We start from the raw sequence: 19542 nt of genomic DNA on the forward strand, positions 1-19542 counted from the left end.
CATTCGACATAAGTGCCAACTGACCCACCGCTTTCGCGAGCAAGCCCGCTCCCACAAGATCGGCATTCAACAGGAACAACACCCATGAACCGCAACGATTTACGCCGTCTCGACATGAACCTGCTGGTGATCTTCGAGGCGCTGATGTTCGAGAAAAACCTGACCCGCGTCGCCGAAAAGCTGTTCATGGGCCAGCCGGCGGTGAGTGCGGCGCTGGGGCGGTTGCGGGATCTGTTCGACGATCCGTTGCTGATCCGTCACGGTCGCGGCATGGAACCGACGCCGCGGGCCCTGGCGATCCTGCGAGAGCTGCAACCGGCCATGGACACCATCTCCGGCGCGGTCAGCCGGGCCAAGGCGTTCGACCCGTCCACCAGTTGCGACGTGTTTCGCATCGGTCTGTCCGACGATGCCGAATTTGGCCTGTTTCCTCCGCTGCTGAGCCAACTGCGCGAAGAAGCGCCGGGGATCATCGTGGTGGTGCGCCGGGCCAATTTCCTGCTGATGTCGTCGCTGCTGGCCAGTGGGGAAATCAGCGTCGGCGTCAGCTACACCACCGACCTGCCGGCCAATGCCAAGCGCAAGAAACTGCGGGACATTCCCTGCAAGGTCTTGCGCGGCGACAAGCGCCCGGGGCCGCTGACCCTGGACGAATACTGCTCGCGGCCCCACGCCATGGTTTCGTTTTCGGGCGACCTGAGCGGCAACATCGACTTGGACCTGGCCCGCATCGGCCGAAGCCGCAAAGTGGTGCTGGCGGTGCCGCAATTCAGCGGGCTGCGAGCATTGTTGGCCGGCACCGAGCTGATCGCCACCGTGCCCGACTACGCCGCCTGCGCACTGGTGGAAGGCTGCGCCTTGCGCGCCGAGGACCCGCCGTTCGAGATCAACGCCGCCGAACTGTCGATGGTCTGGAGCGGCGTGCATGACAACGACCCCGCCGAACGCTGGCTGCGTTCGCGCATCGCCAGCCACATGTCGCAACCCCTGCCGGCCGCTGCGGCCGCGGACGGAGCCCACCGATGAACCTGACCGATGAGCGCCCGTTGCAGGACCTGGGCTTGTTGTTCCTGCGCCTGAGTGGCGGATTGTTTTTGCTGTGGGTCCACGGCTTGCCGAAGCTCTTGAATTACAGCAGCGAGCTGACCCGCATCGAAGACCCGTTCCACCTCGGCGCCGCGCCGACCCTGGTCCTGGCGATTTTCGCCGAGGTGCTGTGCCCACTGTTGATCATGGCCGGTGTGCTGGTGCGCCTGGCGTGCCTGCCGATCCTGTTCCTGCTGGCCGTGGCGTTGCTGGTGGTGCACCCGCAGTGGAGCCTGGAAGAAGGCCAGTTTGGCTGGTTGCTGTTGATTGTATTTACCAGCGTGTTCATTGCCGGCCCTGGACGCCTGGCGCTGAACGCGCGTTTTGATGGAGTGCTGCGTCATGCCTGAGTCCCAAACCCTCGGATCCACCGCGAGCCCGGCGGTACCCGGTTTCGATGAAATCGTCACCTTGGTGGTCAAGCACCGAATCAAAGCCGGGCAGAACGATGCCTATGAGGCCTGGTTGCGGCGCATCGTTACCGTGGCAGGCCAGTGGCCGGGCCATCTGGGCGTCGACGTTGTGCGGGGCAAGCAGGACGGATTGTCATTGTTTACCTGCGTGCTGCGTTTTCGCTCCACCGAGGCCATGCAGCGCTGGCTGGACTCTCCCGAGCGCCGTGAATTGGTGGCCGAGGCTGCGCCACTGTTGGCCGACGGTGATCAGATCGAGGTCGGTTCCCATAAGGAATTCTGGTTCGCCCCGTTGGCCGATGCCGCCACGCCACCGCCGCGCTGGAAGCAATCGGTGGTGACGCTGCTGGTCATCCTGCCGCACACCTTGCTGGTGCCGTTGCTCTGGGGCCCGCTGCTGCAACTCAATGCCTTTCTGTCCAACTACGTGGTCGCCACGTTCCTGATCACCGTGACCATCGTGCTCTCGGTCGTGTACGTGTGCATGCCGCTGGCGACCCGGCTGTTCGCGCCGTGGCTGGAAGCTTCCACAACCCACGAACACTTGGAGCCCTAAGTAGCGCCGAACTTTTGTGACAAACACTGTTGTGGCGAGGGAGCTTGCTCCCGCCGGACGCGTAGCGTCCGCTCTTTTGGGGCCGCTTCGCAGCCCAGCGGGAGCAAGCTCCCTCGCCACGGATTAGTCCGCATATCCATTATTGTTGAAGGAAATCCGATGAACGCCGATCTGATTCTGTTCAATGGCCAGTTCCATACCGTCGACCGTGAGAAACCTCGCGCCAGTGCGGTCGCCATCAGCCAGGGCCGCTTCGTCGCCGTGGGCACCGACGCCGAGGCCATGGCCTTGCGCGGCAGCGGCACCCAGGTCATCGACCTCAAGGGCCGCACGGTCATTCCCGGCCTTAACGACTCGCACTTGCACCTGATCCGGGGTGGCTTGAACTACAACCTGGAACTGCGTTGGGAAGGCGTGCCGTCGTTGGCCGATGCCTTGCGCATGCTCAAGGACCAGGCCGACCGCACGCCAACGCCGCAATGGGTTCGCGTGGTGGGTGGCTGGAACGAATTCCAGTTCGCCGAAAAGCGCATGCCGACCCTGGAAGAACTCAACCAGGCCGCCCCCGATACGCCCGTGTTCGTGTTGCACCTGTATGACCGCGCCTTGCTCAACCGCGCCGCGCTGCGTGTCGCCGGCTACACCCGCGACACGCCGAACCCGCCGGGTGGCGAGATCGTCCGTGACAGCAAGGGCGAGCCCACCGGCATGCTGGTGGCGCGACCCAACGCAATGATCCTGTACTCGACGCTGGCGAAAGGGCCGAAGTTGCCGCTGGAATACCAAGTCAACTCCACCCGCCAGTTCATGCGCGAACTCAATCGCCTGGGCCTGACCAGCGCCATCGACGCCGGCGGCGGCTACCAGAACTACCCGGACGACTACGAGGTCATCGAGCAGTTGGCCCGGGAGCAGCAGTTGACGGTGCGCATCGCCTACAACTTGTTCACCCAGAAGCCCAAGGAAGAACTCACCGACTTCAAGAACTGGACCGGTAGCGTCAAGCTGCACCAGGGCGACGATTTCCTGCGGCACAACGGCGCCGGGGAAATGTTGGTGTTCTCGGCGGCGGACTTCGAAGACTTCCTCGAACCGCGCCCGGACCTGCCACCGGGCATGGAGCAGGACCTGGAACCGGTGGTGCGTCACCTGGTGGAGCAGCGCTGGCCATTCCGCCTGCACGCCACCTACGACGAATCCATCAGCCGCATGCTCGACGTCTTCGAGAAGGTCAACCGCGACATTCCGTTCAACGGTCTGCCGTGGTTCTTCGACCACGCCGAAACCATCACGCCGAAGAATATCGAGCGGGTACGGGCGCTGGGCGGCGGTATTGCGATCCAGGACCGCATGGCCTTCCAGGGCGAATACTTCGTCGACCGCTACGGTGCCAAGGCTGCTGAAGCCACGCCGCCGATCAAGCGCATGCTCGCCGAAGGCGTGCCGGTGGGCGCCGGCACCGACGCCACCCGCGTGTCGAGCTACAACCCGTGGACTTCGTTGTACTGGATGGTCAGCGGTCGCACCGTTGGCGGTCTGTCGTTGCACGAAGAAGGCCTGCCGCGCCTGACCGCGTTGGAGCTGTTCACCCACGGCAGTGCCTGGTTCTCGTCGGAGCAAGGCAAGAAGGGCCAGATCAAGGTCGGCCAACTGGCGGACCTGGCCGCCCTGAGCGCGGACTTCTTCAGCGTCGAGGAAGAAGCCATCAAGTGGATCGAGTCGGTGTTGACCGTAGTGGACGGCAAAGTGGTGTACGCCGCTGACGACTTCGAAAAACTCGGGCCGGCCAGCGTCCCGGTGCTGCCGGACTGGTCGCCGGTGGTCAAGGTCCCGGGCCACTGGCGCCCGGCCTCACCGCTGCAGGCGCAAGTCCACCAGTGCAGCGGGCCGTGCAAGGTGCATTCCCATAGCCACGAACGGGCGCGACTGTCGAATGTGCCGGTCAGCGATTTCCAGGGCTTCTGGGGCGCGTTTGGCTGTTCCTGCTTTGCCTTTTGACTAACACACCGATTCTCCCTTTGTGGGAGCGAGCCTGCTCGCGAAGGTGTCGGCACATCCGACATCGCCGCAAGCTGACACACCGTCATCGCGAGCAGGCTCGCTCCCACATTGGTTTTCAATACATCCATCCCAAAGGAGTCACCCCATGAGCAACGTTCCCGCCTACAACCGTCTGAACAAAGACGACGCGGTCGTCCTGCTGGTCGATCACCAGACCGGCCTGATTTCCCTGGTCCAGGACTTCTCGCCCAACGAGTTCAAGAACAACGTATTGGCCTTGGCCGACTTGGCGAAGTTCTTCGACCTGCCGACCATCCTGACCACCAGCTTCGAACAGGGCCCCAACGGCCCGATCGTGCCGGAGCTCAAGGAAATGTTCCCGGACGCGCCGTACATCCCGCGTCCAGGCCAGATCAACGCCTGGGACAACGAAGATTTCGTCAAGGCGATCAAGGCCACCGGCCGCAAGCAACTGATCATCGCCGGCGTGGTCACCGACGTCTGCGTGGCGTTCCCAACCTTGTCGGCGCTGGCTGAAGGCTTTGACGTGTTCGTCGTCACCGACGCTTCGGGTACCTTCAACGAAACCGTGCAACAAGCCGCCTGGGTGCGCATGACCGCTGCCGGCGCGCAGATGATGAACTGGTTCTCGGTGGCCTGTGAGCTGCACCGCGACTGGCGCAACGACATCGAAGGCCTGGGCAACCTGCTGTCCCAGCGCATTCCGAACTACCGCAACCTGATGAACAGCTACTCGGCGCTGACGGCCAAGTAAGCGGTTCATGCTCAATGACGCCCGCCTTGTGCGGGCGTTTGTGTGTTTGGCATTAGGTCCTTGCCAACTGAGCCACCGCTATCGCGAGCAAGCTTTGCTCCCACATGGGATCGAGGAAAGCCTGTGGGAACAAGCCTGACCAGATCAGCTTTGCTTCCAGAGGGGATCTGGGGAAGGCCTGTGGGAACAAGCCTGACCAGATCAGCTTTGCTTCCAGAGGGGATCTGGGGAAAGCCTGTGGGACCCAGCCTGACCAGATCAGCTTTGCTTCCACGGGGGATCTGGGGAAGGCCTGTGGGAGCAAAGCTTGCTCGCGATGACGGTGGCACATCCGACACCTTCCCAACCTGCCTTGCTCCACCCACAATGCCCAACTCATCTCCCTGACTGTCCCCCCCAGGAATGACAATGAACCCCTTCGAAGAAATGCGCATCTTTGCCCAGGTCATGGAGTCGGGCAGTTTCACCGCCGCCGCGGACAAGCTCGGGCTGTCCAAGCAGTTCGTCAGCCGCAAGCTCATGGCACTGGAGCAGCGCCTGGGCGTGCGCCTGCTCAATCGCTCGACCCGCCGGCTGGACGTCACCCCGTTGGGCCAGCGTTACTACGAAGCGGCGCTGCGCCTGCTCAATGACGTCGAACAAGTGGAGCAGGGCATCAGCGGCCAGACCAGCGAGCCCCGCGGCACGATTCGCCTCAGCGCACCGCTGTCCTTCGCTGTGGCGCACCTGGGCAGCCTGTTGCCGCTGTTTCTGCAACGCTATCCGGGCGTCAGCGTCGAGGTGGACCTGAGCGACCGTTCGGTGGATCTGCTGGGGGAGGGCTATGACCTGGCGCTGCGCATCGGCGTGCTGGAGGATTCGACCCTGATTGCCCGGCGTATCGCGACCATCGAGCGGGTGTATTGCGCCAGCCCCACCTACCTGGCGCAAAAAGGCACACCCGCGCGGCCTGAGGACCTGCGCAACCATGACTGCCTGCCCTATGGTCACAGTCGTCAGGTGCAGTGGCGTTTCGCGGGGGCGGGCAAACCGTTGACGCTGGAGGTCACGGGGCGCATGCGCGCCAATAACGGTGATTTGCTCAGGGACGCGGCCATTGCCGGCATGGGCATCACCTATCTGCCCGCTTTCATCCTCGGCGATGCCTTGAAGGATGGTCGGCTGATCAAGGTCCTGGAAGGCTTCGAGACCGAACCGTTGGCGCTATCGGCGGTGTATCCCCAGCATCGGCAAAGTGCACGCCCAGTGCAGGCGTTGGTGGAATTCTTGCGCGAACAAATGCAGTCAAGGGGCGCAACGCATTCAGCCGCCACATGACGGCTGAAGCATCTGGCGCTTTGATCAGGCGGCGAGGTTGGCGCTGCTCAGTTCTTTTTTGTACTGCGCTTTCATGGTTTCCATTTCCGCGCCCAAGGCGTCCAGCTTGGCCTTACCCAGCAGTTTTTTCGCGTGGGGGAACATTTCCTTTTCTTCTTCTTCGATGTGGTGCTCAAGCAGTTCCTTGACCACTTTCACCCGACCGGCGAATTCCGGCTGGGTTGGATCGGTGGTTTTCAGGTCCGGCAGCACCAGCGAGTCGACGGTGCGGTGTTCTTCCTTGGCCTCGTAATACATTTCAGCCTCGTCCTTGCCACCGGCTTGCTTGAACGCCGGATAAAGAATTTCTTCTTCCAGGCGGGTGTGGATGGAAATTTCCATTTCCAGTTTCGCCAACAGGTCGGTGCGTTTTTTCACGGCGCGCTCGGTCGACTCGCTCAGTTGAGTCAAGATGGCTTTGACGCGCTCATGGTCGGCTTTCAACAGATCGATGGCATTCATGGGGAGCTCCTCGGCAATTCACGGATGCGGGCAGGCTTCGAGCGCCGACGCCGCGTAAGAGCTGAATTGCATGAGCTGTGCCAGCCGAGACGGGTTTTAAAACGCTTTAAAAACAATGTATTGAAGTGTTCTTGATTTTCAGCGTCGTGCAAGCTGCATGAGCCGGGGAAAAAACGCGTTGCAGTTTGCGCTGATGGCCTGACACGGCGCGATCGATATCGACATATCTCAGCCGATCACCAAATGGAAAGGCCACTGCGCTTTGGCAGTCAGGCTGGTCGAGCCGAAGTTATCGATCCCCGTTGAGACTATCGGCCCAAGCCTGGACTGCCTGGTGCTCAATCACTCGGCCAGTGTCAACATCGGCCAAGGCCTCATGAGTCAGGAGACTGCGTTCCTCCTCCTGGTTTATCCAGGCGGATAGCGCTTGTTTAACGATCCAGTCCTTGGAGCGCCCGAGGCGTTCGGCCATCAAGTCGACTTTTTCGGCCAGGTGCACCGGGACGTGAGCTGTAACCGACCGGGTTTTCGTGGTGGCTGTCATGGCGGATCTCTCCATTGCAGTTGGCGGTACACGCCCTGTCTTCTGAGGCAATCGCTTCTGGAAGGATGATCGTAGATGATTGTTGCCGATATTCTCTGCGGCAAAACTATCAGATGTAATAAGAAACCGTCTCACTTTCAGAAAAAACACCAAACCCGTGGCGAGGGAGCTTGCTCCCGCTCGGCTGCGTAGCAGTCGTAACGATCGTTTACCCGATGGTCCGTGTTGAACTGATCGAGGCTGCTGCGCAGCCTAGCGGGAGCAAGCTCCCTCGCCACGGTTTTTGATCACTCGAATCCTGCTCAAAAAAAATGCCCGCATCTCACGAAACGGGCATTTTTGTTCGGTGACGCTCAGGCAATCAACCCGTCAACCCAGCCTGCTGAACCAACGTCAGCAACGGCTGCGGGTACACACCGAGGAAGAACGCCAACACGGCGATGGCCAGCAGCATCACGCCGCCTGCCTTCTGTTCCCAGTGCAACTCGGCATCGTGGCGACGCAGGTTCGGTTCCATCAGGTACAGGGTGACCATGACGCGCAGGTAGTAGAACACGCCGATGGCACTGCCCAGCACCAGGGAGCCGACCAGCCACCATTGGTGGGCCTCGACGCCGGTGGCGATGATGTAGAACTTGCCGATGAAGCCGGCGGTCAGCGGAATGCCGGCCAAGGACAGCATCATCACGGTCAGCACGGCGGTCAGGTACGGACGGCGCCAGAACAGGCCGCGGTATTCGTACAGGGCGTCGGCGTCGCGGCCGTTGTACGGCGAGGACATTAGGGTGATCACGCCGAAGGCGCCGAGGCTGGTGATCACGTAGGTGACCAGGTACACGCCGATGGCTTCCACGGCCAGGCCCTTGCTGGCGATCAGGGCGATCAGCAGGTAGCCGAAGTGGGCGATGGAGGAGTAACCCAGCAGGCGCTTGAGGTTGCTCTGGGTCAGCGCCAGCAGGTTACCGAACAGGATCGACGCGATGGCGATGATGGTCAGCACGTTGCTCAGCACACCACTGCTGGCCACTGGCGAGATCTGGAACAACCGCACCATCACTGCGAACACCGCCACTTTCGACGCAGTGGCAAGGAACGCCGCCACGGGCGCCGGGGCGCCTTCGTAGACGTCCGGGGTCCAGAGGTGGAACGGGACCAGCGACAGCTTGAACGCCAGGCCGATCAGCATCATGCCCAGGCCCAGTTGCGCGATCGGGCTAGGCAGGCCGGTGGCGGCCAGGGCCTGGCCGATGCCGACGAAGCTCAGGGTGCCGGCTTCGGCGTAGAGCAGGGCCATGCCGAACAACAGGAACGCGGAACCGGCCGCAGACAACACCATGTACTTGATGCCGGCTTCCAGGGAGCGCTTGTTGAAGAAGGCGTAGGCCACCAGGCCGTAGACCGGTACCGACAGCAGTTCCAGGCCGATGAACAAGCTGGCCAGGTGCTGCGCACTGACCAGGACCAGGCCACCGGCGGCGGCCATCAGGATCAGCAGGTACAGTTCTTCGCGGTTGCCCGGGTAACCCGAACCGCCATCGCCGAGGTAGGCGTGGGCGAGGGTGACGCAGGCCAGGGTGGCGACCAGGATCAACGCCATGTAGAGGCAGGCGAAGCTGTCGATCTGGATCAACGGCGTGACTGCCAGTGGCGCGACTTTCAAGGCCGGCAAGATCGACAGCAAGGCCAGGTTCAGCCCCGCCACCGACAGCAGGAAGGTCTGTGAGTGATTGCGCCGCCAAGCGATCGCCAGCATCACCACGATGATCGTGGCGCTGGTGATCAACAGCGGCGCAAGCGCGATAAAGTGTTGAATCGTGAATTCCATAGCGCTCTTACCGGGCCGAAGCGAGTTGAGAGAAGGCGGTGCCGAGCCACTGCTGCACGCCATGCATCGTGGCGGCAGAGGTGTCGAGGAACGGTTGCGGGTAGACGCCGAGGTAAACCAGCAGCACCGCAAGGCCGAGCACCATGATCAGTTCGCGACCGTCCATGCCACGCAACACTTCATCCGACTTGGCCGGACCGAAGTAGGCGCGGTGGATCATGATCAGCGAGTAGACCGAACCGAACACCAGGCCGGAGGTGGCAATCGCCGTGATCCATGGGGCACTGACGAACGAGCCGATTAGGATCAGGAACTCGCCGACGAAGTTGCCGGTACCTGGCAGGCCCAGGGAAGCGGCCGCGAAGAACAGGCTGATGGCCGGCAGGTAGGCGATGCGCGACCAGATGCCGCCCATCTCACGCATGTCCCGGGTGTGCAGGCGCTCGTACAACTGACCGCTGAGGATAAACAGTGCGGCGGCCGACAGGCCATGAGCCAGCATCTGGATCACCGCGCCTTGCAGGGCGAGTTGGCTGCCGGAGTAGATCCCGATCAGCACGAAGCCCATGTGCGAAACACTGGAGAACGCGATCAGGCGCTTGATGTCGGTCTGGGCGAACGCCAGGAACGCACCGTAGAAAATCCCGATCAGGCCCAGGGTCATGGCAATCGGCGCGAACTCGGCCGAGGCATTGGGGAACAGCGGCAGGGCGAAACGCAGCAGGCCGTAGGCCGCGGTCTTCAGCAGGATACCCGCCAGGTCCACGGAACCGGCGGTCGGCGCCTGGGCGTGGGCGTCCGGCAACCAGGAGTGGAACGGCACCACCGGCAGCTTCACCGCGAAGGCGATGAAGAAGCCGAGCATCAGCACGTACTCGGTGGTCTTGGACATCTGTACTTTCAACAGGTCGGCGTAGTTGAAGGTAATCACGCCGGTATTGTTGAAGTTCACCAGGACCAGGCCAAGGATCGCCACCAACATGATCAGGCCGGAAGCCTGGGTGAAGATGAAGAACTTGGTCGCCGCGTAGATCCGGGTTTTCTTGCCGTCCGAAGAACTATGACCCCAGAGCGCGATGAGGAAGTACATCGGCACCAGCATCATTTCCCAGAAGAAGAAGAACATGAACAGGTCCAGCGCCAGGAACACGCCGACGACGCCGCCCAGGATCCACATCAGGTTCAGGTGGAAGAAACCGACGTGACGCTGGATCTCTTTCCAGGAGCAGAGCACCGAGAGGATACCCAGCAGGCCGGTCAGCAGGATCATCAGCAGCGACAGGCCGTCGAGGGCCAGGTGCACGCTGATGCCGAAGCGCGCGATCCAGGCGTGCTTGAACTCAAGCGCCCAGGTCGGATCCGCGCCAGGGGCCGGTGCAAATGAATAGTCGCCGGTCGCCCACAGCCAGAGGCCGAGCGCGAGTTCCAGGGACATGGTCAGCAGCGCAATCCAGCGCGGGAGCGTGGAGCTGGAGCGCTCCGCGATCCAGCACAGCAGGCCGCCGATGAAGGGGATCAGGATTAGCCAGGGCAGAATCATGACGGGCTCGTTTCCTTTCGCAAGTTCGCAAGGTTCATATCAGACCGCTACCAGCACGATGGCGCCGATAACCAGCACGGCGCCAGCCGCCATGGAAGCCGCATACCAACGCAGTTGACCGGTCTCGGTACGGCTCAGGGCAGTGTGGCCGCCCTTGGCCATGCGCGGGATCAGGCCAATGGTCTGGTCGAGCGGGTCTTTGCGCAGAATGTGGCTGATCGCAAGGTATGGCTTGACGAACAGTTTGTCGTAGATCCAATCGAAGCCCCAGGCAGCGAACCACCAGGCCGAAAGGAAACGCCCGATGCCGCTGTTGGCGATTGCCGTGACGAAGCGGCGCTTGCCCAGGAAGAGCAGGGCGGCCAGCAGGATACCCGCCAGGGCGATGGCGCCCGAGGCGATTTCCAGGCTGTGCTTGGCTTCGCCGCCGGCATGGCCGACGCTTTGCGGCAGCACATCGGCCAGCGGTGGGGTGATCATGGCGCCGACGAAGGTCGACAGCACGATCAGCACCGACAGTGGCAGCCAGTGGGCAATGCCGTGGCCGGCATGGGCTTCGGTCTTGGCTTCACCATGGAACGCGATGAAGATCAGGCGGAAGGTGTACAGCGAGGTCATGAACGCACCCACCAGGCCGGCATAGAGCAGTGCCTGGTTACCGCTGGCGAACGCTTCCCAGAGGATCTCGTCCTTGGAGTAGAAGCCGGCGGTGACCAGTGGCAGGGCCGCCAGGGCCGCGCCGCCCACGATGAAGCTGGCGTAGGCCAACGGCAGTTTCTTCCACAGGCCGCCCATCTTGAAGATGTTCTGCTCGTGGTGGCAGGCCACGATCACCGCACCGGACGCAAGGAACAACAGCGCCTTGAAGAAGGCGTGGGTCATCAGGTGGAAGATCGCGCCTTCCCAGGCACCGACGCCCAGGGCCAGGAACATGTAGCCGATCTGGCTCATGGTCGAGTAGGCGAGGATGCGCTTGATGTCGGTCTGCACCAGGGCGGCAAAACCGGCCAGTACCAGGGTCACGCCGCCGACGATGCCGACCAGGTGCAGGATGTCCGGCGCCAGGGCGAACAGGCCGTGGGTACGGGCGATCAGGTAGACGCCGGCGGTCACCATGGTAGCGGCGTGGATCAGTGCCGAGACCGGGGTAGGGCCGGCCATCGCGTCCGCCAACCAGGTTTGCAGCGGCAGTTGTGCAGATTTACCGACAGCGCCGCCCAGCAGCATCAGGGTCGCCAGGACGATCCAGAAGTCACCGACCTTGAAGTGCTCGGGCGCCTTGACCAGCAGTTCCTGGATGTTCAGCGTACCCAGTTGCTGGAACAGGATGAACAGGCCGATGGCCATGAACACGTCGCCGATGCGGGTGACGATGAACGCCTTCAGAGCGGCGTTCCCGTTGTTGCGGTTGCTGTAGTAGAAACCGATCAACAGGTACGAGCACAGGCCCACGCCTTCCCAGCCGAAGTACAGGAACAACAGGTTATCGCCGAGCACCAGGAACAGCATGCTGGCGATGAACAGGTTGGTGTAGGCGAAAAAGCGCGAGTAACCAGCTTCACCGCGCATGTACCAGGAGGCGAACAGGTGGATCAGGAAACCCACGCCGACCACCACGCCGAGCATGGTCACCGACAGGCCGTCCAGGTACAGGGCGAAGTTCGGCGTGAAGCCCTCCACCGCCATCCACTGCCACAGCACCTGCACGTAACGGCCACCTTCCGGTGGGGCGACGTTGAATTGCCAGATCACGTAGGCCGTGACGATGGCGGACAAGCCGATGGAACCCACGCCCACCAGCGCCGAGAGGTTTTCCGACCAGCGTCCACGGGAGAACGACAGCAGCAGGAAACCGACAAGGGGAAATATGAAAGTCAGGAAGAGAAGGTTCATCCGCGCATCTCGCTGGCAGCGTCAATATCGAGAGTGTGGAAGCGGCGATACAGCTGCAACAGGATCGCCAGGCCGATACTGGCCTCGGCGGCTGCCAGGCTGATCACCAGGATGAACATGATCTGTCCATCCGGTTGCGCCCAGCGAGCGCCCGCGACGATGAAGGCCAGGGCGGAGGCATTCATCATGACCTCCAGGCTCATCAGCACGAACAGGATGTTGCGGCGGACCATCAGGCCAACCAGACCGAGGCAGAACAGGATGCCGGCAACCGCCAGGCCATGTTCGAGAGGGATAGCAGGCATGTGATTACTCCTTCGCCTCGTTACGGCCCAAATGGAACGCCGTGACGGCTGCGGCAAGCAGCAGCATCGAGGCGAGTTCGACCACCAGCAGGTACGGGCCGAACAGGCTGATGCCCACGGCCTTGGCGTCTACGGTGGTATGGCCGATGGCCTGGCCGCTCTGGTGAGCGAACAGCACATACAGCAGTTCACCCAGCAGCAGGGCGGACAGGATCACCGGTCCCGCCCAGATGCCGGGCTTGAGCCAGGCGCGTTCCTGCTGGACCGCGGCCGGGCCGAGGTTGAGCATCATCACCACGAACACGAACAGCACCATGATGGCGCCGGCGTAGGCGATCACTTCCAGGGCACCGGCGAACGGCGCGCCGAGGGCGAAGAAGGTCATGGCCACGGCGATCAGCGAAATGATCAGGTAGAGCAGGGCGTGCACGGGGTTGGTGTTGGTGACCACACGAAGCGTGGACACCACCGCGATACCCGATGCGAAATAGAAAGCGAATTCCATCTTTCTTCCTTAAGGCAGCAAGCTCTTCACGTTGATCGGTTCGGCTTCGTTCTGCGCGGCGCCCTTTGGCTTACCGGCAATGGCCATACCTGCAACACGATAGAAGTTGTAATCAGGGTTTTTACCGGGACCGGAAATCAGCAGATCTTCTTTCTCGTACACCAGGTCCTGACGTTTGAACTCGGCCATTTCGAAATCCGGCGTGAGCTGGATCGCGGTGGTCGGGCACGCTTCCTCGCAGAGGCCGCAGAAAATGCAGCGCGAGAAGTTGATGCGGAAGAAGTCCGGGTACCAGCGACCGTCTTCGGTTTCAGCTTTCTGCAGCGAGATGCAACCCACCGGGCACGCTACGGCGCACAGGTTGCAGGCCACGCAGCGTTCTTCGCCGTCGGGGTCGCGGGTCAGGACGATGCGGCCACGGTAGCGGGGCGCCAGATAGACCGGCTCTTCCGGGTATTGCAGGGTGTCGCGTTTGCGAAAGCCATGGCCGAAGATCATGACCAGGCTTCGCAGTTGGGTACCGGTACCCTTAACGATGTCGCCAATATATTTGAACATGGGTCAAATCCTCACTGAACCGCGGCCGCGGGCGCGTTCATCAAAACGATCGCAGCGGTCACCAGCATGTTGATCAGGGTCAGCGGCAGGCAGAATTTCCAGCTGAAGTCCATCACCTGGTCGTAGCGTGGGCGCGGGATCGAGGCGCGCAGCAGGACGAACAGCATGATGAAGAACGCGGTCTTCAGGGCGAACCAGACGAAGGACAGTTGCGGCAGGATGCCGAACGGACCGTGCCAGCCACCGAAGAACAGCGTTACCAGCAGTGCCGAGATCAGGATGATGCCGATGTATTCACCGACGAAGAACATGCCCCACTTCATGCCGGCATATTCAATGTGGTAACCGTCGGCCAGTTCCTGCTCCGCTTCCGGCTGGTCGAAGGGGTGACGGTGAGTCACGGCCACGCCAGCGATGAAGAACGTACAGAAACCGAAGAACTGCGGAATGATGAACCACAGGTTCTGGGCCTGGTACTCGACGATGTCGCGCATGTTGAACGAGCCGGCCTGGATCACGATGCCCATGAGCGCCAGGCCCATGAACACTTCGTAGGACACGGTCTGGGCCGAGGCCCGCAGGCTGCCCAGCAGGGCGAACTTGTTGTTGCTCGACCAACCGGCGAACAGCACCGCGTACACCGACAGGCCGGCCATGGCGAAGAAGAACAGCAGGCCGATGTTCAGGTCCGCCACGCCCCAGGTCGGGGTGATCGGGATGATCGCGAAGGCGATCAGCAAGGCGCTCATGGCCACGATCGGCGCCAGGGTGAAGATCACCTTGTCGGCAAACGGTGGTGTCCAGTCTTCCTTGAAGAACATCTTGATCATGTCGGCGGCGATCTGGAACATGCCGAACGGGCCGACGCGGTTCGGACCGTAGCGGTCCTGCCACCAGCCCAGCAGGCGACGTTCGACGAAGCTCAGCAACGCGCCGCAGACCACCACGGCCAGCAGGATCACGATGGCCTTGAGGACCGTCAGGATCACAGCGATCACTTCAGGGGTGAACCAGCTCATTGCGCTGCCTCCTGCAGACCGTCGACAGTCTTGCCGAAAATCGCCGGTGGAATACCCGCCAGGCCAGCCGGCAGGGCCACCAGGCCGGCGCCCAGTTCTTCATTGATGCGCAGCGGCAGACGCAAGGTCTGGCCGGCCACGTTCAGGCTCAGCAGGGCGCCGTCGTTGACGCCCAGGCGATCGGCTTCCGACTTGGCCAGCGACACGTAGGCGGCGGGGATGCGTTCTTGCACCGGTGCGGCTTTGGAAGAGTTCTCTTCGCTGCCGAACAAGTGATGGAAAGGCACGACCTGCCAGGTGCCCGGTGCCGGGTTGAAGGCACGCGGAACGGCGGCGAACCAGCCCAGGCCATCGCCCTGGCTTTCGATCAGGCGGGTGCCCGGGTCACCGGCACGCAGGTGACCACCGACTTCATCCTGGAACTTGTTCCAGGCTTGCGGCGAGTTCCAGCCCGGCGACCAGGCGAACGGCACTTGCGAGCGCGGTTCGGCGGAGCCCGAGTAACCTTCCATGGAGAACGAGAACGCGGTGTCCTTGTCCTGGGAAGTCCGGGGTTCATGGACACTGATGTTGGCGCGCATCGCGGTGCGACCGGAGTAGCGCAGCGGTTCGCGGGCCAGCTTCAGGCCCTTGATGCGGAACGCAGCCGATGGCGCGGCATCGACGATGCGAGCCAGTTGCGGGCTGCTCGACGCGACGGCGGCGGTGACGTGGTCCAGTTGCGTCCAGTCGATCGGCTGGTCCAGCAGGGTGGCGCGCAGGGCATGCAGCCAGCGCCAGCCTTCGTGGACCAGGATGCTGGCGTCCAGGTAAGTCGGGTCGAACACCTGGAAGAAGCGCTGGGCGCGACCTTCCTGGCTGACCAGCGTACCGTCGCCTTCGGCGAAGCTCGCTGCCGGCAGCACCAGGTGGGCGCGGTCGGTGGTGGCGGTTTTCTGATGGTCGGCGACGATCACAACCTTGGCGGCGTTCAGCGCGGCATCGACCTTGGCCTTGTCAGTGCGGGTGAACAGATCGTTCTCCAGCACGACGATGGCGTCGGCGTTGCCGTCGATCACGGCTTGCAGGGCTGCATCGACGGATTCGCCACCGAGCATGGCCAGGCCGAGGCTGTTGGCTTCCGGCACGATCAGGCTGATGGAACCGTTCTTCTCGCGCAGCTTCAAGGCCTTGGCGATGTTGGCGGCGGCTTCGATCAGCGCCTTGGAACCCAGGGAGGTGCCGGCAATGATCAAGGGGCGCTTGGCCGCCAGCAGGGCGTCGGCGATGCGTTGGGCGAGGGCGGCCGCTTCGCTGTCCAGGCCGTCGACGGCCGGAGCGCTGGCGTCCAGGGCGTGGGCCACGGCGAAACCGATGCGGGCCAGGTCGTCTGGGGCAGCGTGGACGCATTCTTCGGCCACGTCGTCGAGCTTGGTTTCAGCGAGGCTGGCGATGAACAGTGGGTTCAGCGCGTCCTGGCCGATGTTCTTCACGGCGGCGTCGAGCCATGGCTGCACGCGCATGGCGTCGGCCATGTCCTCGGCCTTGCCCTTGACCGACTGGCGCAGGGCCAGGGCCATGCGGGCGGCGGTCTGGGTCAGGTCTTCGCCAAGGACGAACACTGCGTCGTGGTCTTCGATGTCGCGCATCGTCGGCACGGGCAGTGGGCTGTCCTTGAGCACTTGCAGCACCAGGCGGATGCGTTCCAGCTCGCCGGCTTCGATGCCGCTGTAGAAGTGCTCGGCGCCGACCAGCTCACGCAGGGCGTGGTTGCTTTCCAGGCTGGCGCGAGGCGAACCGATGCCGACGATGTTGCGACCGCGCAGCAGCTCGGCGGCCTTGTCCAGCGCTTCGTCCAGGCTCAGCGTGGCGCCGCCCGCCAGCAGCGGCTGGCGTGGGCGATCCTTGCGATTGACATAGCCGTAGCCGAAACGGCCACGGTCGCACAGGAAGTACTGGTTCACCGAACCGTTGTAGCGGTTTTCGATGCGACGCAGTTCGCCGTAGCGTTCGCCCGGGGAAATGTTGCAACCGCTGGAGCAGCCATGGCAGATGCTCGGCGAGAACTGCATGTCCCACTTGCGGTTGTAGCGCTCGGAGTGGGTCTTGTCGGTGAACACACCGGTCGGGCAGACCTCGGTGAGGTTGCCGGAGAACTCGCTTTCCAGGGTGCCGTCTTCAACGCGACCGAAGTACACGTTGTCGTGGGCACCGAACACGCCCAGGTCGGTGCCGCCGGCGTAGTCCTTGTAGAAACGCACGCAACGGTAGCAGGCGATGCAGCGGTTCATCTCGTGGGAGATGAAAGGGCCGAGGTCCTGGTTCTGGTGGGTGCGCTTGGTGAAGCGATAACGGCGCTCGTTGTGGCCGGTCATCACGGTCATGTCTTGCAGGTGGCAGTGGCCGCCTTCCTCACAGACCGGGCAGTCGTGAGGGTGGTTGGTCATCAGCCATTCGACGACGCTGGCGCGAAACACTTTCGCTTCTTCGTCGTCGATGGAGATCCAGCTGCCGTCGGTGGCAGGGGTCATGCAGGACATGACGATCCGACCACGCTTGTCGTTTTCGTCGGTGTACTGCTTGACCGCGCACTGGCGACAAGCGCCGACGCTGCCAAGGGCGGGGTGCCAGCAGAAATAAGGAATGTCGAGGCCCAGCGACAGACATGCCTGTAACAGGTTGTCTGCGCCATCGACTTCGAGCTCTTTGCCGTCTACGTGGATAGTGGCCATGGTTCAAAGTTCTTCGTTGGCCCGGTGTCAGCGGGCGTGGCTAATGGAATCTTGTCGTTCGTCCGAATCCAAACAGCCTGGGTAAAGGCGTCATCGGACGAAAGGCGCAGGGCACGGACCCTGCGCCTTTTAAAGCGTCGTTACGCGCCGACCATGGTCGGCGTGACCACCTGATTGAGGTCGCCCGCGCGGGTTGGCGCGATGCCGGCCTCGAATTCAGAGCGGAAGTATTTGATCGCGCTGCCCAACGGCTCCACGGCACCCGGTGCGTGAGCACAGAAGGTCTTGCCTGGGCCGAGGAAACCCACCAGACCCAGCAGGGTCTCGATGTCGCCGGGCTGGCCTTCGCCGTTCTCGATGGCCATCAGCAGCTTGACGCTCCAGGGCAGGCCATCGCGGCAAGGGGTGCAGAAGCCGCAGGATTCGCGAGCGAAGAACTGCTCCATGTTGCGCAGCAGCGAGACCATGTTGACGCTGTCGTCCACCGCCATGGCCAGGCCGGTACCCATCCGGGTGCCCACCTTGGCAATGCCGCCGGCGTACATTTGTGCGTCCAGGTGTTCCGGCAACAGGAAGCCGGTACCGGCGCCACCAGGCTGCCAGCACTTGAGCGTGTAGCCGTCGCGCATGCCGCCGGCGTAGTCTTCGAACAGCTCGCGACCGGTGACGCCGAACGGCAGCTCCCACAGGCCAGGGTTCTTGACCTTGCCGGAGAAGCCCATGAGCTTGGTGCCCATGTCTTCGCTGCCGTCACGGGCCAGGGATTTGTACCAGTCCACGCCGTCGGCGATGATCGCCGGCACGTTGCACAGGGTCTCGACGTTGTTCACGCAGGTCGGCTTGCCCCACACGCCGACGGCGGCAGGGAAGGGCGGCTTGGAGCGTGGGTTGGCGCGGCGGCCTTCCAGGGAGTTGATCAGCGCGGTTTCTTCACCGCAGATGTAACGCCCGGCACCGGTGTGGACGAACAGTTCGAAGTCGAAGCCGCTGCCCAGGATGTTCTTGCCCAACAGGCCCGCGGCCTTGGCTTCTTCCACGGCACGGTTCAGGTGCTTGGCGGCGGTGGTGTATTCGCCGCGCAGGAAGATGTAGCCACGGTAGGTCTTCAGCGCACGGGCGCTGATCAGCATGCCTTCGATCAGCAGATGGGGCAGTTGCTCCATCAGCATGCGGTCCTTCCAGGTGTTGGGTTCCATCTCATCCGCGTTGCACAGCAGGTAGCGGATGTTGATGGACTCGTCCTTGGGCATCAGGCCCCACTTCACCCCTGTGGGGAAGCCCGCACCGCCGCGGCCCTTGAGGCCGGCGTCTTTGACGGTCTGGACGATGTCGTCGGCGGCCATGTCGGCGAACGCCTTGCGTGCGGCGGCGTAGCCGTTCTTGGCCTGGTATTCGTCCAGCCACACCGCTTCGCCGTCGTCACGCAGACGCCAGGTCAGGGGATGGGTTTCGGCCGAACGCTGGATGCGGTTGGCGGGCCCGAAGGAAGTCAGGGTCATACGTAGCCCTCCAGCAGTTTGGCGACGCCGTCAGGCTTGACGTCACCGAAGGTGTCGTCGTCGATCATCAACGCCGGTGCCTTATCGCAGTTGCCCAGGCAGCACACCGGCAGCAGCGTGAAGCGGCCGTCGGCGGTGGTCTGGCCCAGGCCGATGCCCAGTTTGCTCTGGAGCTCGCCGACCACCGATTCGTGGCCGCCGATGTAGCAGACCATGCTGTCGCAGACACGAATGATGTGACGGCCCACGGGCTGGCGGAAAATCTGGCTGTAGAAAGTGGCTACGCCTTCGACGTCGCTGGCCGGGATGCCGAGGATCTCGCCGATGGCGTAGAGCGCGCCATCAGGCACCCAGCCACGTTCCTTCTGGACGATCTTCAGGGCTTCGATCGACGCCGCGCGCGGGTCTTCGTAGTGATGCAGCTCGTGCTCGATGGCCGAGCGCTCGGTTTCGCTCAGGGCGAAACGGTCAGTCTGGATAAGCGTGCTGTTCAT

The 19542-nt window shown here is 62.7% G+C and carries 18 protein-coding genes; 6 read left to right on the top strand and 12 right to left on the bottom strand.

Features of this window, described 5'->3' with window-relative positions; translation table 11 throughout:
• Positions 1–84 precede the first annotated feature (84 nt).
• From J3361_RS00650 to J3361_RS00675, 6 genes are all read left to right on the top strand, one after another.
• Complete coding sequence (locus J3361_RS00650) at positions 85–1026, top strand: LysR family transcriptional regulator (RefSeq protein WP_207961447.1); 942 nt, start codon at positions 85–87, stop codon at positions 1024–1026.
• Positions 1023–1436, top strand: a complete 414-nt coding sequence (locus tag J3361_RS00655; protein ID WP_186709749.1) for a DoxX family protein — start codon at positions 1023–1025, stop codon at positions 1434–1436. Before J3361_RS00650 ends, J3361_RS00655 begins: the two co-directional genes overlap by 4 nt.
• Complete coding sequence (locus tag J3361_RS00660; protein ID WP_186730307.1) at positions 1429–2055, top strand: antibiotic biosynthesis monooxygenase; 627 nt, start codon at positions 1429–1431, stop codon at positions 2053–2055. Before J3361_RS00655 ends, J3361_RS00660 begins: the two co-directional genes overlap by 8 nt.
• Before the next feature lie 159 nt (positions 2056–2214).
• Positions 2215–4053, top strand: coding sequence for an amidohydrolase (locus J3361_RS00665; protein WP_207961456.1), 1839 nt, complete (start codon positions 2215–2217; stop codon positions 4051–4053).
• A 148-nt stretch (positions 4054–4201) separates the two neighbouring features.
• A complete protein-coding gene (ycaC, locus tag J3361_RS00670) occupies positions 4202–4831 on the top strand; it encodes an isochorismate family cysteine hydrolase YcaC (RefSeq protein ID WP_207961458.1) in 630 nt (209 codons plus the stop codon).
• A gap of 408 nt (positions 4832–5239) precedes the next feature.
• Complete coding sequence (locus tag J3361_RS00675) at positions 5240–6148, top strand: LysR family transcriptional regulator (protein ID WP_207961460.1); 909 nt, start codon at positions 5240–5242, stop codon at positions 6146–6148.
• Between the two features lie 24 nt (positions 6149–6172).
• Here J3361_RS00675 and J3361_RS00680 read toward each other — a convergent pair whose 3' ends face one another.
• The 12 genes from J3361_RS00680 to nuoE form a co-directional block, all read right to left on the bottom strand.
• Complete coding sequence (locus J3361_RS00680) at positions 6173–6649, bottom strand: hemerythrin domain-containing protein (protein ID WP_053123224.1); 477 nt, start codon at positions 6647–6649, stop codon at positions 6173–6175.
• A gap of 289 nt (positions 6650–6938) precedes the next feature.
• Entirely contained in the window at positions 6939–7193 is a 255-nt protein-coding gene (locus J3361_RS00685) for a ribbon-helix-helix domain-containing protein (protein ID WP_207961468.1), read from the bottom strand.
• A gap of 361 nt (positions 7194–7554) precedes the next feature.
• Entirely contained in the window at positions 7555–9018 is a 1464-nt protein-coding gene (nuoN, locus tag J3361_RS00690; RefSeq protein WP_003203388.1) for an NADH-quinone oxidoreductase subunit NuoN, read from the bottom strand.
• A 7-nt stretch (positions 9019–9025) separates the two neighbouring features.
• On the bottom strand, positions 9026–10558 hold the full coding sequence (nuoM, locus tag J3361_RS00695; RefSeq protein WP_053123219.1) for an NADH-quinone oxidoreductase subunit M: 1533 nt from the start codon (positions 10556–10558) through the stop codon (positions 9026–9028).
• Between the two features lie 39 nt (positions 10559–10597).
• Complete coding sequence (gene nuoL, locus J3361_RS00700) at positions 10598–12451, bottom strand: NADH-quinone oxidoreductase subunit L (protein WP_186730308.1); 1854 nt, start codon at positions 12449–12451, stop codon at positions 10598–10600.
• Positions 12448–12756 (bottom strand): NADH-quinone oxidoreductase subunit NuoK, encoded by a 309-nt coding sequence (gene nuoK, locus J3361_RS00705; RefSeq protein WP_003180046.1) that lies wholly within the window; start codon positions 12754–12756, stop codon positions 12448–12450. Before nuoK ends, nuoL begins: the two co-directional genes overlap by 4 nt.
• 4 nt (positions 12757–12760) lie before the next feature.
• Positions 12761–13261 carry an NADH-quinone oxidoreductase subunit J gene (gene nuoJ, locus J3361_RS00710; RefSeq protein WP_186709763.1) on the bottom strand — a complete coding sequence of 167 codons (501 nt, stop codon included), beginning with the start codon at positions 13259–13261 and terminating at the stop codon, positions 12761–12763.
• A gap of 9 nt (positions 13262–13270) precedes the next feature.
• The gene (gene nuoI, locus J3361_RS00715) at positions 13271–13819 is read right to left on the bottom strand and encodes an NADH-quinone oxidoreductase subunit NuoI (RefSeq protein WP_003180051.1); all 549 of its coding nucleotides are present in this window, start codon (positions 13817–13819) and stop codon (positions 13271–13273) included.
• 11 nt (positions 13820–13830) lie between these two features.
• Positions 13831–14838 carry an NADH-quinone oxidoreductase subunit NuoH gene (gene nuoH, locus J3361_RS00720; protein ID WP_053123213.1) on the bottom strand — a complete coding sequence of 336 codons (1008 nt, stop codon included), beginning with the start codon at positions 14836–14838 and terminating at the stop codon, positions 13831–13833.
• Positions 14835–17549 (bottom strand): NADH-quinone oxidoreductase subunit NuoG, encoded by a 2715-nt coding sequence (gene nuoG, locus J3361_RS00725; protein ID WP_207961470.1) that lies wholly within the window; start codon positions 17547–17549, stop codon positions 14835–14837. The genes nuoH and nuoG overlap by 4 nt, the downstream gene beginning before the upstream one ends.
• 140 nt (positions 17550–17689) lie before the next feature.
• Positions 17690–19048, bottom strand: a complete 1359-nt coding sequence (gene nuoF, locus J3361_RS00730) for an NADH-quinone oxidoreductase subunit NuoF (RefSeq protein ID WP_207961472.1) — start codon at positions 19046–19048, stop codon at positions 17690–17692.
• Entirely contained in the window at positions 19045–19542 is a 498-nt protein-coding gene (gene nuoE / locus J3361_RS00735; protein WP_092196990.1) for an NADH-quinone oxidoreductase subunit NuoE, read from the bottom strand. The genes nuoF and nuoE overlap by 4 nt, the downstream gene beginning before the upstream one ends.

It is taken from the genome of Pseudomonas sp. OA65 (assembly GCF_017498305.1).
GTDB classification, from domain to species: Bacteria; Pseudomonadota; Gammaproteobacteria; order Pseudomonadales; family Pseudomonadaceae; genus Aquipseudomonas; species Aquipseudomonas zanjanensis.

Coding starts and splice junctions, on each gene's coding strand:
- J3361_RS00650 (WP_207961447.1), top strand. CDS start 85: ATGAACCGCAACGATTTACGCCGTCTCGACATGAACCTGCTGGTGATC.
- J3361_RS00655 (WP_186709749.1), top strand. CDS start 1,023: ATGAACCTGACCGATGAGCGCCCGTTGCAGGACCTGGGCTTGTTGTTC.
- J3361_RS00660 (WP_186730307.1), top strand. CDS start 1,429: ATGCCTGAGTCCCAAACCCTCGGATCCACCGCGAGCCCGGCGGTACCC.
- J3361_RS00665 (WP_207961456.1), top strand. CDS start 2,215: ATGAACGCCGATCTGATTCTGTTCAATGGCCAGTTCCATACCGTCGAC.
- ycaC (WP_207961458.1), top strand. CDS start 4,202: ATGAGCAACGTTCCCGCCTACAACCGTCTGAACAAAGACGACGCGGTC.
- J3361_RS00675 (WP_207961460.1), top strand. CDS start 5,240: ATGAACCCCTTCGAAGAAATGCGCATCTTTGCCCAGGTCATGGAGTCG.
- J3361_RS00680 (WP_053123224.1), bottom strand. CDS start 6,649: ATGAATGCCATCGATCTGTTGAAAGCCGACCATGAGCGCGTCAAAGCC.
- J3361_RS00685 (WP_207961468.1), bottom strand. CDS start 7,193: ATGACAGCCACCACGAAAACCCGGTCGGTTACAGCTCACGTCCCGGTG.
- nuoN (WP_003203388.1), bottom strand. CDS start 9,018: ATGGAATTCACGATTCAACACTTTATCGCGCTTGCGCCGCTGTTGATC.
- nuoM (WP_053123219.1), bottom strand. CDS start 10,558: ATGATTCTGCCCTGGCTAATCCTGATCCCCTTCATCGGCGGCCTGCTG.
- nuoL (WP_186730308.1), bottom strand. CDS start 12,451: ATGAACCTTCTCTTCCTGACTTTCATATTTCCCCTTGTCGGTTTCCTG.
- nuoK (WP_003180046.1), bottom strand. CDS start 12,756: ATGCCTGCTATCCCTCTCGAACATGGCCTGGCGGTTGCCGGCATCCTG.
- nuoJ (WP_186709763.1), bottom strand. CDS start 13,261: ATGGAATTCGCTTTCTATTTCGCATCGGGTATCGCGGTGGTGTCCACG.
- nuoI (WP_003180051.1), bottom strand. CDS start 13,819: ATGTTCAAATATATTGGCGACATCGTTAAGGGTACCGGTACCCAACTG.
- nuoH (WP_053123213.1), bottom strand. CDS start 14,838: ATGAGCTGGTTCACCCCTGAAGTGATCGCTGTGATCCTGACGGTCCTC.
- nuoG (WP_207961470.1), bottom strand. CDS start 17,549: ATGGCCACTATCCACGTAGACGGCAAAGAGCTCGAAGTCGATGGCGCA.
- nuoF (WP_207961472.1), bottom strand. CDS start 19,048: ATGACCCTGACTTCCTTCGGGCCCGCCAACCGCATCCAGCGTTCGGCC.
- nuoE (WP_092196990.1), bottom strand. CDS start 19,542: ATGAACAGCACGCTTATCCAGACTGACCGTTTCGCCCTGAGCGAAACC.